At 72.4% G+C, this 13,505-nt stretch carries 7 protein-coding genes; 4 read left to right on the forward strand and 3 right to left on the reverse strand.

Going from position 1 to position 13,505, the window contains the following annotated elements:
• Nucleotides 1–53: 53 nt before the first annotated feature.
• On the reverse strand, nt 54–7,151 hold the full coding sequence (locus ACO07H_RS08075; protein WP_422012920.1) for a hypothetical protein: 7,098 nt from the start codon (nt 7,149–7,151) through the stop codon (nt 54–56).
• Between the two features lie 156 nt (nt 7,152–7,307).
• Nucleotides 7,308–8,879 carry an exopolyphosphatase gene (locus tag ACO07H_RS08080; protein WP_422012922.1) on the reverse strand — a complete coding sequence of 524 codons (1,572 nt, stop codon included), beginning with the start codon at nt 8,877–8,879 and terminating at the stop codon, nt 7,308–7,310.
• Between the two features lie 52 nt (nt 8,880–8,931).
• Here ACO07H_RS08080 and ACO07H_RS08085 point away from each other — a divergent pair, with 52 nt between their 5' ends.
• From ACO07H_RS08085 to ACO07H_RS08100, 4 genes are all read left to right on the forward strand, one after another.
• Nucleotides 8,932–9,795 carry a dienelactone hydrolase family protein gene (locus ACO07H_RS08085; RefSeq protein ID WP_422012924.1) on the forward strand — a complete coding sequence of 288 codons (864 nt, stop codon included), beginning with the start codon at nt 8,932–8,934 and terminating at the stop codon, nt 9,793–9,795.
• A gap of 85 nt (nt 9,796–9,880) precedes the next feature.
• Nucleotides 9,881–10,663, forward strand: coding sequence for a ZIP family metal transporter (locus tag ACO07H_RS08090; RefSeq protein WP_422012926.1), 783 nt, complete (start codon nt 9,881–9,883; stop codon nt 10,661–10,663).
• Nucleotides 10,650–11,717: a helix-turn-helix domain-containing protein gene (locus ACO07H_RS08095; protein ID WP_422012928.1), complete on the forward strand. Its 1,068-nt coding sequence runs from the start codon at nt 10,650–10,652 to the stop codon at nt 11,715–11,717. The genes ACO07H_RS08090 and ACO07H_RS08095 overlap by 14 nt, the downstream gene beginning before the upstream one ends.
• A gap of 97 nt (nt 11,718–11,814) precedes the next feature.
• Nucleotides 11,815–12,867: an alpha/beta hydrolase family protein gene (locus ACO07H_RS08100; RefSeq protein WP_422012930.1), complete on the forward strand. Its 1,053-nt coding sequence runs from the start codon at nt 11,815–11,817 to the stop codon at nt 12,865–12,867.
• 4 nt (nt 12,868–12,871) lie between these two features.
• Here the strand turns inward: ACO07H_RS08100 and ACO07H_RS08105 are convergent, their stop codons facing one another.
• The gene (locus tag ACO07H_RS08105) at nt 12,872–13,495 is read right to left on the reverse strand and encodes a pyridoxamine 5'-phosphate oxidase family protein (protein WP_422012932.1); all 624 of its coding nucleotides are present in this window, start codon (nt 13,493–13,495) and stop codon (nt 12,872–12,874) included.
• Nucleotides 13,496–13,505 lie beyond the last annotated feature (10 nt).

Consider the following 13,505-nt stretch of genomic DNA (forward strand, 5'->3'; position numbering starts at 1 on the left):
GTGTCCACGCCTCGGCCGCTTCGTCCAGCAGGAAACGTGTGTGCGGCCTCGCGCTACCAGGCGCTGCTGGCGACCTGACGTTGCCTCTCGTCGAATTCGCGCAGGTGGCGGTCCACCAGGGCCAGGTGCACCAGGGTGTCATGGTCGCCCGTGGCGGGCGCGTGCGGGCTGGTACCGCCAGCCAGCAGCGGTGTCGTGGCCGGCTGCAGCAGCTCGGTCAACGCGGGCAGCGGCTGCGTGCCGGTCTGGGCGAACCAGACGTCGGCCAATTCGTGGCGAGCGCCGTCCTGGGTCGTGTAGCCGGCTTCCAGGCCGATCAGGTTGCCTTGCTGCAGCGTGGTCGAGTGCAGCGCGCTCAGGTCCAGCTCGACGATGCCCAGATCGGCCAGGCTTTTCAGCTGACCAGCGGATTGCGCGCTGCTGCCCACCCACACCTTCAGATGGCTGAACTCCGCATCGGCCGCCGTGAGCTTGCCGTCGTGGTTGCTGTCCAGCTGGGCCAGCGCCTGGAAGCCGTTCTCGGCCAGCTGGCCGTTGGCCAGCCGCGTGGCGGTGCCGAACAGTTCGCTGCCGTCGTCGATCCGGCCATTGCCGTTGCGGTCCAGCACCAGCAGGCCGCTGCCCGCGCCGACCCAGCCGATGTGCTGGGCCTGGCCGGTCGCGTTGATGTCGAAGCTGATGCCGTGGGTCGCGTCCACGGTCTGCACGCCCAGGCCGCTGAGGTCGAGCACCAGCGGCGAGGCGCCGGCCAGCGCGTTGAGCTGGTCGGCCGACATCGCGGAGCGCTGCCCGGCCGTGAAGGCCGCCACGTGGTTCATGTCGATGCCGGCGAGCTCGCTGGTCGTCATCGCGGCGACCTGCTGAGGCGTGAAGGCCTGCAGCGCGTCGGTCGTCATCGCATTGATCTGGTTGCCTTTCAGCGCGCCGACCTCGGCCGCGCCCAGCGACGGGATCTGCTCGGCGCTGAGGTGGCCGAAGCCGCCGGGCGTCAGCGCGGCGACCTGCTCCGTGCCGAGCATGGCCAGCTGCGAGGCCGTCATCGCCGAGATCTGCCAGGGCTCCAGCGCGGCCATGTGGGCGGGCGTCAGCGCGGCGACCTCGATGGGCGTCAGCGCGCCGAACTGCTGCGCGCTCAGCATCGCGATCTGGTCCGGCCGCAGCTGGCCGAACTGGGTCAGCGACATCGCATGCAGCGCGTTGGCGTCCAGCCCCGGCATCGCGGCATCGGCCAGCGCGGCGAGCTGTGACGCATTCAGGGACAGCACCTGGGCCACGCTCAGGCCGCTGACCTGTTCGCCATCCAGCGTCGCGATGACGGCGCTGGACAGCGTGCTGAGCGCATGGGGCGAGATGGCCGCGAGCTGTGTCGGGTCCAGGCTGGCGAACTGGCTTGGGGCCAGGGCCTGCAGCTGGGCGACGCTGAGGCTGGCCATGACCTGCGGGCTGAAGGCCGACAGCTGCAGCGGCTGCAGCGCGCCCAGTTGCAGCGGGCCCAGCGCCTCGGCCTGGTTGACCGTCATGCCCTGCAACTGGCCGGGCTCCAGCGCGGCGATGTGGGCCGGCGTCAGCGTCGCGATCTCGGACTGGGTCAGCGCGCTGAACTGCTGGCCGGTCAGCATCGCGATCTGGTCGGGCCGCAACTGGCTGAACTGGGCCACCGACATCGCGTGCAGCGCGTCGGGTGCCAGGCCCGACATGGCCGTGTCGGCCAGCGCGCCGAACTGCGTCGGCGTCAGCGACAGCACCTGGGCCACGGTCAGGCCGCCGACCTGCTCGCTGTCCAGCGTGGCGATGACGGCCGTGGACAGGCCGCTGAGGTGGTAGGGCGAGATGGCGGCCAGCTGCTGCGGGTTGAGGCTGGCGAACTGCGACGGGCGCAGGGCATCGAGCTGGGTGCCGGTCAGGCTGGCGATGACGTCGCTGCTGAAGGCGGCCAGCTGCTGGGGCTGCAGCACGGCGAGCTGGTCGGTCGACAGGGTCTGCAGCTGGGCGCTGCTCATGTGCGCGATCTGGTCGGCATTCAGCGCCAGCAGGCCTTGCGGCGAGATCGCGGCGATCTGGGTCGGGTCCAGCGTGGCGATCTGCGCATTGGTCAGCGCGCCGATCTGCTGGGGCGACAGCGCGGCGATGCCGGCCAGCGACACGGCGTGCAGGGCCGTGGCCGTCATGCCGGCCAGGCTGTCGGGTGCGATGGCTTGCAGCTGCTGCACGCTGAGCGCCGCTGCCTGGCTGCTGCCCAGCGCCTGGACCTGGCTGGCCGACAGCAGATGCAGCGCGTCGGTGGCGAGCAGGCTCACGTCGGCCACGGGCAGGGCGGCGATCTGCGCACTGGTCATGCCGGTGAACTGGCTGTCGTGCAAGGCCTCGAACTGCGTGGTGCTCAGCGCGTGCAGCGCGGCCGGGCTCAGCGCGGCAAGCTGCGCGGGCGTCAGCGACGCCAGCTCGGCCAGGCCGAGGCCGGGCGCCTGGCTGGCGGTCAGCGCGGCGATCTGGTCGGTGCCCAGGCCCGCCACCGGGACGCTGGTCAGCAGGGCCAGCGCATCGCTGCTCATGGCGGCGAACACGCTGCCGTTGAAGGCCGCGAGGCCGGTCGCGCCCAGCAGCGCGAGCTGGCTGGTGCTGAGCGCGGCGACGGCCGGTCCGGTCAGCGCGTTCAGCTGGGCCGTGCCCAGGCTGTGCAGCTGGTCGTTGCTCATCGCGGCGAGTTGCGTGCCGCTCAGCCCGGTCATCTGCGCGGTGCTGAGCGCGGCGACCTGGGCGGTGCTGAGCACGGCCACGTCGGCGGCGCTGAGCGCCACGAGGGTGGCGGCAGGCAGGGCGGCGATCTGCGCGCCGCTCAGGACCTGGAAGTCGGTGCTGCTGAACTGCTGCAGCTGGCTCGCGGTCAGGCCGGCGAGCTGGGCGCTGCCCAGCAGCGCCAGCGGGCCGCTGAGGGCCGGCCAGTCCGCGGCCGGGATGACCGCGATCTGCTGGCTGCTGAAGCCCTGCCACTGGTCGGTGCCCAGTTGCAGCAGCTGCGTCGAACTGAGCGCCTGCAGCGAGGCCGCGGGCACCGCCTGCAGCTGGGCCGTGTCCAGCGCCTGCAGCTGGGCCGCGCCCAGGCCCGTCAGCGTGCCGGTGCCGAGGCTGGCCAGCTGCGCGGTCGACAGCGCAGCCAGCTGGGTGAGAGACAGGCCATCGAACTGCTGGCTGGCCAGGGCGTGCACGGCCGAGGTGGACAGCGCGCCCGTCTGGTCGGCCGTCAGCCCGTGCAGCTGGGCACTGGTCATGCCGGCCACCTGGGCGCCGTTCAGCGTCGAGATCTGCAGCGTGGACAGCGAGGCCAGCTGGGCGGCCGACATCGCCGTGACCTCGTTGCGGCTCAGCGCGTGCAGGGCCGCCGTGCCCAGGCCCTGCAGCTGGGGCTGGCCCAGGGCCGACCATTGCTGCGTGCTCATGGCACCGATGACGGCAGGGTCGAGGGCGGTGACTTCGCCGGGCGTCAATGCCGCGACCTGCTGGGTGCTCAGGCCCGCCATCTGCGTGCTGTGGATCTGGCTCCATTGCAGATCGCTGAGCAGGTCCAGCCCGGCCGTGCCCAGGCCGCGCATCTCGACCGTGCTCAAGGCGGCCAGCTGCGTGGCGTCCAGGGCCTGCAGGCCGGCCGCGCCCAGGCTGTGGAACTGTGTGGAGCTCAGCGCCGCCAGCGCTGCCGAGCCGAGGGCGGCCACCTGGGCCGGCGCCAGCGCCTGCAGTTGGGCGGGCAGCAGCACATGCGCCGCCTGCGTGCCCATGGCCTGCAGCTGGTCGGTCGTCAGCAAGGCCATCTGCGCGGGTGTCAGCGCGGCCGCATTGGCGGCGCTCAGCGTGTGCAGCACGCCGCTGCCCAGTGCGGCGATCTGTTCGCCGCCGAGCTGCTGGATCTGGTGGGTGCTGAGGTTGTTGACCTGGCCGCCGCTGAGTGCCCCGATCTGCTCCGGCGTCAGCGACCGCAGCGTCGCGTCGCCCAGGGCATGCAGCTGCGTGGCGCCGAGGCCCTGCAGTTGCGGCGCGCTCAGCGCCGTGGCCTGTTCGGGGGTCAGGCTGGCGATCAGCGTGGCGGGCAGGCCGGCCATCGCGGCCGGGCCCAGGGCGGCGAGTTGGATGGCCGACAGCGCCTGGAACTGGGCGCTGCTCATGCTGGCGGTCTGGCGGGCGCTCAGGGCGCCGATCTGTTCCTCGTTCAGCGCCGCCAGGGCTGCGGTGCTCAGCCGCGCGAACTGCCCGGGGCTCAGCGCGGCGATCTCGGCGTCGCTGAAGGCCGCGAGCGTCGCTGCGCCTAGGCCGGCGACCTGGTTCAGCGCCAGCGCCGCGACGTTGCCGGCACCCAGGGCGGCGATCTGGTCCGGCGACATGGCCGCCAGCTGCGTGGCCTGCAGGCTGACGGCGGCCGTGGCGGACAGGGCGTGGAGCTGCTCGGGCTGCAGGCTCTGGATCTGATCGGTCGTCAGCGCCATCACCGCAGCGGCGCCCAGGCCGTGGAGGGCCGCCGTGCTCAGCGCGGTCAGTTGGGCGGGGCTCAGCAGGGCCAGCGTCTGGGCGCTGAAGGCGCCGGCCTGCTGGCCGGTCAGCGCGCCCAGTTGGTCCACGGTCAGCGCGGTGAAGGCGCTGGTGGACAAGGCCTTGAGCTGGGCCTCGCCGAGCGCCGCGACCTGGCTGCCGCTGAGCTGCTGGATGTCGGCGGCACTGAGTGCCGCGAGCTGGCGGTTGCCCAGCGCCGCCAGCGCGGCGGGCGCCAGGAAGTGCAGTTGGTCGGGGTCCAGCGCGGCGATCTGATCCGGCGTCGCGCCGGCCATCTGCTTGGCGCTGAGTGCGCCGATCTGGTCGGGGTTGAGCGTGGCGATCTCGGCCGTGCTCAGCTGGGCGAACTGCGCCGGGCTCAGGCCCGCGACCTGGGCGGTGCCCAGGCTCTGGATGTGCCCGGCATTCAGCGCCTGCCACTGCGCCGGGCTCAGCGCCGCGACCTGGGTGGGGCTGAAGGCGGCGAACATGCCGGGGCTCAAGGCGGCCAGCGCCGCCGTCGCGAGGCCATGCAGCGCCTGCGTGCCCAGGCTGTGCAGCTGCTCGACGTCCAGCGCCGCCAGTTGCACCGGCGTCAGTGCCGCGGCGGTCGTGCTGCCCATGCCGGCCAAGGCGGCCGTGCTCAACGCGCCGAGCTGGTCAGCCTGCAGCAGCTGCAGCTGGTGCGTGCTCAGCGCATTGAGCTGGCTGGCGCTGAGGTAGGCCATCTCGTCGTGCGTCAGGGCCGGTACCGCGGCGTCGCCGAGGCCGCGCAGCTGTGCGCTGGACAGGGCCTGGAACTGGCCCTGGCTGAGCGCCTGCATGTCGGCCGCGCTCAGGCCGGCGGCCTGCGCCGTGCCGAAGGCGTGCAGGGCGGCCGTGGACAGCGCCGCGATCGCGTCCACGCCCAGGCCGGCGATCTGGCCGCTCGACAGGCCGGGTGCCTGACGGGCGCCGAAGGCGGCGATCTGGTCGGGCCCGAAGGCCGCCAGCGTGTCCCTGCCCAGCAGGGCCACCTGGACGCTGGACAGGCCGGCCAACTGCGCGGGCAGCAGCGTGTGCAGCTGATCGGCATCCAGCGCGGCCCACTGCGCCGTCGTCAGCGCGGCGAGCTGGGATGTGCTCAACGCCTGCAGCTGCTCGGCGTCCAGCCCGCTCAGATGGTCCGGCTTCAGCGCATGCAAGGCCTGGGTGCCCAGGGCCTGCCACTGCGTGGGCGACAGTGCCGCGAGCTGGTCGGCGCGCAAGGCCAGCGCCACACTGGCGTCGAGGCCGTGCAGCGCGCTGGTCGACAGTGCGGCCAGCGGGTCGCTGCCCAGCAACTGCAGCTGGTGGGTGTTGAGCCCGTTGAGCTGCGGGGCGCCGAGCGCGGCCCATTGTTCGCTGCCCAGAGCGGACAGGCTGGCGTCGGACAGGCCGCGCACCTGCAGGCTGGTCAGGCCCTGCAGCTGGCTGGGCGTCAGCGCCGCCACCTGCCCGGGGCTCAGCGCGCCCAGCTGCGCGTTGCTGAGGCCGTGCAGGGCCTGGCTGCCCAAGGCCCCGATCTGTGCGTCCGAGAAGCCGGCCAGCGCCTGCGTGGACAGGCCCGGCGCCTGCGTGGAGGTGAGGCTGGCGAGCTGCTGCGGTGTCAGTGCCTCGGATGCGGCCAGGCTCAGGTGCGAGAGCTGGCCGGGCGACAGCGCATGCAGCTGCTGGCTGCTCAGCGCCTGCACCTGGTCGCTGTCGAGCGCGGCCATCTGCGCGTTGCTGAAGGCGGCGACCTGCGGCGCGGTCAGTGCCTGCAGCTGGTCCGCGCTCAAGGCATGCAGCTGGCTGGTGGCCAGGCCGTTGACGGCAGCCGTGCCGAGGGCCGCGAGCTGCTCGCCGGACAACAGGCCGAGCTGGTCGGAACCCAGCCCGGCCAGGGCCCTGGCGGAGAGGCCGGCGAAAGCCTGGCTGTCCAGCGCCTGCAGCTGGTCGTTGCCCAGCGCAGCCAGCTGGCTGCTGTGCAGGCCGGCCGTCTGCGTGCTGCCCAACTGGTTGACCTGGTCGGGCGTCAGCGCATGCAGCTGCGTGCTGGTCATGCTGCCCAACTGGGCTGACGTGAGTGCCTTGACCTGGTCGGATGCCAGGCCGGCGACGCTGTCGGGCGACAGCGCCGCGACCTGGCCGGTCAGCAGCGACTTCAGCTGCGATGCGCTGAACTGGCTCACCTCGGTGCTGCCCAGCGCGGCGATCTGGTCGGTGCCCATCGCGGTCAGCGCCGCCGCGGCGATGGCCTGCACCTGCCGCACGTCCAGCGCATCCAGCACCGCGGCGTTCAGCGCCGGGGCCTGGCGGCTGGTCAGCGCGTGCAGGCCCTGGATGGGCAGGGCAGCCAGCTGGTCGGGCTGCAGGGCCGCGAACTGGTCGCTGGCGAGCTGCGGCAGGCTGCGTTCAGTCAGGCCGCTGGCACCGTCGGTGCTGAGGGCCGAGACCTGGGCCGGCGTGATCGCGTGCCAGCCGGTGGCGGGGATGGCCGCCACCTGGATGCTGGTCAACGCCCCCATCTGCTGGGCAGTGAAGGCCTGCCAGTCGGCGGGCTTCAGCGCGGCGATGGCGGCCGTGCTGAGCTGGGCAATGTCGTCGGGACTCAGGCCGGTGATGCTGGGCATTTGCTACTCCATGCCGAGCGCTCAAGTTCTGTCTCGACTGGCCGAGAAGGCTACGGTCAGCCCCCCCGCGGCAAAGGCGGAAATGCGCCGTCATTGCGCCTGCCGAAGCATTCGGAAGCATTGCTTTACAGGCGCGTCGCGTCCGGACGCGTGGCGTCAGCTCAGCGACAGCGTCAACAGCCCGCTGCGTGCCCAGGCCTCGGCCTCTTCCTTCAGCAGGAAGCGCGTGCGCGCCTGGCCGGCCGACCAGTCCTTGGGCAGCAGCAGCGTCAGCTTCTTGCCGTCGCGCTCCAGCGTCGGGCTGGCCGGCGCCTCGGTGCGCGCGTGGCACAGGATGACGGCCAGCCGCAGCGCGATGACCTGGTCCAGCAGGCCCGGATCGGCCAGCTGCGTCTCCATCTTGCGCAGGCCGCCGCGCTGGCCCAGCGCCAACGTGCCCAGGCGCTGCAGCTGGTTGGTGGAGAAGCCGGGCGCGTCCGCGTGGGCCAGCAGGTAGGCGCTGTGGCGGTGATGGTCGTGGTGCGACACCAGCATGCCGATCTCGTGCAGCGCGGCGGCCCAGCGCAGTTCGCGCAGCGGCTCGCTCGGCCCGCGCGGGTGCAGCTGCCGGTACAGCAGCTCGGCCTGCTGTGCCACGCGGTCGGCCTGCGCAATGTCCACGGCGAAGCGCGTCTGCAGCTCGGCCACCGAGGCGGCGCGCACGTCCACGCCTTCGGCCGGCTGCAAGCGCTCGGCGAGGTCGAAGATGACGCCTTGGCGCAGCGCGCCCTTGGTGGGCAGCAGGGCCTCGATGCCGAACTGCGTCAGCAGCGTGTAGAGGATGCACAGGCCGCCGGCCACGACGGGGCGGCGGTCTTCCTTCAGGCCGGCGAGCTGCAGCTTGTCCTGCGAGCCGGCCTCCACGCACTGGGCGATGCACCAGCGCAGCGCGTCGGGCGTGATGCGGCCGTCGGTCTTGCCGGTGGCCGCGAGGATCTGCGACACCGCACCTACCGTGCCCGACGAGCCCAGCACCTCCTGCCAGCGTTCCGGGCGGAAGTGCGTCAGCGCCTCCTCCAGCTCGGCGCCCGCCGCGACCTGCGCGGCGCGGAAGGCCTCCGCCGTGTAGCGCCCGTCGGCGAAGAAGCGCACCGACAGGCCCACGCTGCCGACGCCGAACGACTCCGCCAGCAGCGGCTTGCGGCCACTGCCCAGGATCATCTCGGTGGAGCGGCCGCCGATGTCGATGACCAGGCGCTGTTTCTCGGAGGGCTGCAGCCGCGCCACGCCGGCATAGATGAGGCGGGCCTCCTCGCGGCCCGGGATGACCTCGATCGGGTGGCCCAGCACGGCCTGCGCGCGTTCCAGGAAGGCGTTGCGGTTGCGTGCCTCGCGCAGTGTCTGCGTCGCGACGGCGCGGATGCGCTCGGGCGGGATGCCCACGAGCTGCTCGCCGAAGCCCTTCAGGCAGTTGAGCCCGCGCTGCATGGCCGCCTCGGTCAGCATGCCCTGCGCGTCGAGCCCGGCGCCCAGTCGCACGGCCTCCTTGACGTAGGTGACGCGCTGGTAGCGCTCGCCGGTGAGGCGGGCCAGCTCCAGGCGGAAGCTGTTGGAGCCGATGTCGATGGCGCCCCAGATCTGCTGCCCCGGTGCTGCCGGGGCCGTCCTGTGCCCGACCTGCCCAGCAAGGGGAGGCAGCCTGCCTGCGGCGGCCCGGCGTGGGCTGTTGTGGTCGGGGCGCGTCGTCATGGCGGGGGATTGTCAGGGCAAAATTTGACGGTTCTTCCCCTCAGGAGCCCCCATGCTGAAAGACGAAATCGACAGCCTCGCCCCCGGCCGCGACTACAGCCGCCGCAGCTTCGTGCAGACCACCGTGGGCAGCGGCTTCGCGGCCGCCGTGCTGCCGGTGACGGCGCAGACCGTCACGACCGACGCCACGGGGCTGGACGCCGGCAGCATCAGCATCAAGTCGGGCGACTTCGCGATGCCCGCCTACCGCGCCGCGCCGGCCGGCAAGAAGAACCTGCCGGTGGTGCTGGTGGTGTGCGAGATCTTCGGCGTGCACGAACACATCGCCGACGTCTGCCGGCGCTTTGCCAAGCAGGGCTACCTGGCCATCGCGCCGGAGCTGTTCGCGCGCCACGGCAATGCCGGTGCCTACACGGACATTCCCAAGCTCATCAGCGAGGTCGTCAGCAAGGCCGGCGACGCGCAGGTCAACGCCGACCTGGACGCTGCCGTCGCCTGGGCCGCGGCCAATGGCGGCGACACGTCGAAGCTGGGCATCACCGGCTTCTGCTGGGGCGGCCGCACGACCTGGCGCTATGCGGCGCACAACCCGGGCGTCAAGGCCGCCGTGGCCTGGTACGGGCCGGTGGCGCGCGCCTACCACCCGGGCGACAAGACCATCATCGAGCTGGCCGGCAGCATCAAGGCGCCGGTGCTGGGCCTGTACGGCGCGGCGGACACGGGCATCCCGGTCGAGACGCTGACGCAGCTGGAGGCCGCGCTGAAGGCCGCCGGCAACGCCCAATGCGAATTCGTCGTCTTCCCCGACACGCCGCACGCCTTCCACGCCGACTACCGCCCCAGCTACCGCCCTGCGGCCGCGGCGGACGGCTGGAAGCGCTGCCTGGAGTGGTTCAAGAAGAATGGCGTGGCCTGATGGCTTGACAGCTCTGCTAGGCTGACAGGGTCGGGGCCGTCGTACAGGGCGGCCCCGTTCTTTTGCCGGTCCGTCTGCTGATCCCATGACCCTTTTCTACATCGTGCTCGCCACCTTCGCGGGCGGGCTGCTGTCGGTGCTCGTCGCCGCGAGCCTGACGGTCGGCGTGCTCGCGCGGCTCGTCAAGAGCCTCGTCAGCCTGTCGGCCGGCATCCTGCTGGGCACGTCGCTGCTGAATGTGCTGCCCGAAGCCTTCGAGAGCCACACGGCGCGGCCGCAGACGCTGTTCGCCGTGCTGCTGGGCGGCCTGCTGTTCTTCTGGCTGCTGGAGAAGGTGGAGCTGTACCGCCACGTGCACCACCACGAGGGCGACGGCCACCATCACCACCATCATTTCGACGCCCAGCAGGCGGGCCGCGGCGGCCTCACCGTGCTGGTGGGCGACAGCATCCACAACTTCTGCGACGGCGCCATCATCGCGGCGGCCTTCCTGGCCGACACGCGGCTCGGGTTCGCGACGGCGCTGGCCATCGTCGCGCACGAGATCCCGCAGGAGGTGGGCGACTACATCGTGCTGCTGAACGCCGGGCTGTCGCGCGCCCGGGCGCTGCTGTTCAACGCCATCTCGGGCATGGCCGCCGTCGTGGGCGGCGTGCTGGGCTACTTCCTGATCGGCCGTTTCGAGGGTGCGCTGCCCTACCTGCTGGTGCTGGCGTCCAGCAGCTTCATCTACATCTCGGTGGCCGACTTGCTGCCGCAGCTGCAGCAGCGACTGGCCTGGCGCGACACGCTGGCCCAGGTGGCCTGGCTGGTGGTGGGCCTGGCGGTCGCGTTCGGGGTGTCGAACCTGCTGCATGGCGCTCATTGATGCGGCGCTGCGCGGCGCGCTGATCGCGCTGCTGCTGCTCGCGGCCATCGCCCTGTGGCCCCGGCGCCGGCATGCGCGCCTCGGGCACCTCGCCATCACCGGCATGGCGCTGGCCCTGTCGCTGGCCGTGCAGGCCGTGTCGGCGTCGCCCTGGGTGGAATACGAACTGAGCTGCTGGGCACAGTCGCCCGGCATCGGTGTCTCGCTGGGTTCGGCCGTGCTGTACTGGCTCTTCGCCCGGGCGGTGTTCGATGACGACTTCCGCCTGCGTGCCTGGCATGGCGCCGTGTGGGCGGGGGTGGCGCTGTACGGCGCCAGCGTGTGCGCATGGGCGGCGCGCTGGCCGCTGCCGGGCTTCGTGCTGATGCGGGCCGTGCCCATCGTCTTCGCGCTGCTGGCCCTCGCGGCCGTCGCCGCGCCGTGGCGCGCCGATCTGATCGAGAAGCGCCGCTGGTGGCGCGGCATCGTCGTGGGCGGGGGCGCCGTCTATGCACTGGTCATGGTGAGCCTGCGCATCTTCGCGTCGCCGGACGGCCGGCTCACGCCCGCCGTCGCACTGCTGGACGCGGCCATGCTGTGCACGCTGACCGCGTTCGTCGCGGCGCGGCTGCTGTCGCCGCGCGCGGCCGGGCTGTGGGACGAGGCACCGCCGACGGCCCCGGCGCCGCGCGTGGAGCCACCGCCCCCCTCGGCCGACCCGCAGGACGACGCGCTCGCCGCCGCGCTGGCGCGTGCGATGGGTGAGGGCCGCGGCTACGCGCAGGAGGGCCTGAGCCTGGCCGGCCTCGCCGCGCAACTGCGCGTGCCCGAGTACCGGCTGCGCCGCGTCATCAACCAGCGGCTGGGCCACCGCAACTTCAACGCCTACGTGAACGGCCTGCGGCTGGCCGAGGCCAGGCGCCGCCTCGCCGACCCGGCCGAGCGCACGCTGCCGGTGCTGAGCCTGGCGCTGGATGTCGGCTTCGGCTCCATCGGGCCGTTCAACCGCGCGTTCAAGGCCGACACGGGCCTGACGCCCACCGAATTCCGCCAACGGGCGCTGGCCGAAACCTGAAATCCCTGGGCGAAAGCTGCAACCGCGAGGTTTCGGCCAGACGCGCCGGGCGGCGCTGCCCATGCTGCAGGCTTCTCCATCCCCGTCGGGAACCCTCATGCGCAACTTCCTTCCCGCCCTCGTGGCGCTGCTGGGCCTGCTGGCCGCCAGCCCGGCCAACGCCACATCCATGGGCATGGCCAGCCTGCCGGCGGACGATGCCGGCGGCCCGGTCACGCTGCTCTTCCCGACCGTCGACACCGCGCGCCCGGTGCAGCGCGGCAGCTTCGAATTGCTGCTGGCGCCCGACGCGCGGCCGGCGCCCGCGCTGTCCAACGGACGGCTGATCGCCATCTCGCATGGCTCGGGCGGCGGCCCCTGGCCGCAGGTGACGCTGGCGCAGGCGCTGGTGGACGCCGGCTTCACCGTCGTGCTGCCCTTTCACCGCGGCGACAGCTGGCTGGACCCGTCCCAGCCCGGCCCGGCGAGCTGGAAGCTGCGCCCGGCCGAGATCAGCCATGCCATCGACCGCGTCGCCGCCGACCCGCGCTTCGCCGGCCTGAAGCTGGACCGGGTCGGCGCCTACGGCATGTCCGCCGGCGGCCACACGATGCTGAGCCTGGCCGGCGGCGCCTGGTCGCCCGAGCGCTTCCGCGCGCACTGCGAACAGCACATCGCGGACGACTTCAATGCCTGCGTGGGCCTGGCGACGCGGTTGACCGGCGGCGCGCTGGACGGTCTGAAGCAGTGGGTGGCGCAGCGCGTGCTGAACTGGAAGTTCGGCGGCGACGCCGCACCGCAGACGCACGACGACCCGCGCATTGCCGCCATCGTCGCCGGCGTGCCGGTGGCGGCCGACTTCGACCTCGCGACGCTGACGCACCCGCGCGTGCCGCTGGGCCTCATCACGGCCGACGCCGACCGCTGGCTGCTGCCGCGCTTGCACAGCGGCCCGCTGCGCGCCGCCTGCCAGGACTGCGAACTGATCGCCGACCTGCACGGCGCCGGCCACGGTGCGCTGCTGGCGCCGCCGCCGCGGCCCGAGGCGCTGGGCGCGCTGGAGCGTGAGCTGATCGGCGACCCGCCCGGCTTCGACCGAGCCGCCGCCACGCTGCAATGGGTGCAGCCGACGGTCGCGTTCTTCCGCCGCCACCTGCTGCCGGCGGACTGAGCCGTCAGGCCGGCGTGGCGAGGCGGGCGCGCAGCCCGGCGTTCTCGGCCTCCAGTGCGTCCAGCCGGTCGCGCAGCGGCTGAACGGCGTCGTCGATCTCGGCTTGCGTGAAGCGCCGCACGATGTGCTGCGGGCAGTTCCAGTCGAAGGCTTGGAGGTGCAGCTTGAAGATGCGTTCCATCCTGGCCGAGTAGCCGGGCACGGTGACCTGTGCCGTCAGCGCCGGGTCGGCGTCCAGCGCGACGACCTCGACGCGCACGAACACCTTCAGCCGCGCGCGCTGCGCGTAGTCCATCAGGAACAGGCAGGCGCGGCCGTCGGCGGCAACGTTGCCGGTGCTCAGGTATTGGCGGTTGCCACGGTAGTCGGCGAAGGCCAGCGTGCGTTCGTCGATGAGCTTCAGGAAGCCTTTGGGGCCGCCGCGGTGCTGTACGTAGGGCCAACCGGTCTCGGAGACGGTCGCCATGTAGAAGCTGTCGCGCTCGCCGATGAAGCCGGCCTCGCCGTCGGTGAAACGGTCGAACTCGCGGTGGCCCTTGAAGCCCTGCCATAGACCGTCGGCGCCCATGCGGGCCTGTACCGCGCGGACGCTGGGCGTGACGGCGATGTCGAGGAATCCATAGGACATGACGGTCTCC

This window comes from Roseateles sp. (assembly GCF_965229315.1).
Lineage (GTDB): Bacteria > Pseudomonadota > Gammaproteobacteria > Burkholderiales > Burkholderiaceae_C > Pelomonas.

Bases quoted from the DNA above. Each gene is read 5' to 3' on its own strand.
- ACO07H_RS08100 (WP_422012930.1), top strand. From the start codon at position 11,815: ATGCGCAACTTCCTTCCCGCCCTCGTGGCGCTGCTGGGCCTGCTGGCC.
- ACO07H_RS08075 (WP_422012920.1), bottom strand. From the start codon at position 7,151: ATGCCCAGCATCACCGGCCTGAGTCCCGACGACATTGCCCAGCTCAGC.
- ACO07H_RS08085 (WP_422012924.1), top strand. From the start codon at position 8,932: ATGCTGAAAGACGAAATCGACAGCCTCGCCCCCGGCCGCGACTACAGC.
- ACO07H_RS08090 (WP_422012926.1), top strand. From the start codon at position 9,881: ATGACCCTTTTCTACATCGTGCTCGCCACCTTCGCGGGCGGGCTGCTG.
- ACO07H_RS08080 (WP_422012922.1), bottom strand. From the start codon at position 8,879: ATGACGACGCGCCCCGACCACAACAGCCCACGCCGGGCCGCCGCAGGC.
- ACO07H_RS08095 (WP_422012928.1), top strand. From the start codon at position 10,650: ATGGCGCTCATTGATGCGGCGCTGCGCGGCGCGCTGATCGCGCTGCTG.
- ACO07H_RS08105 (WP_422012932.1), bottom strand. From the start codon at position 13,495: ATGTCCTATGGATTCCTCGACATCGCCGTCACGCCCAGCGTCCGCGCG.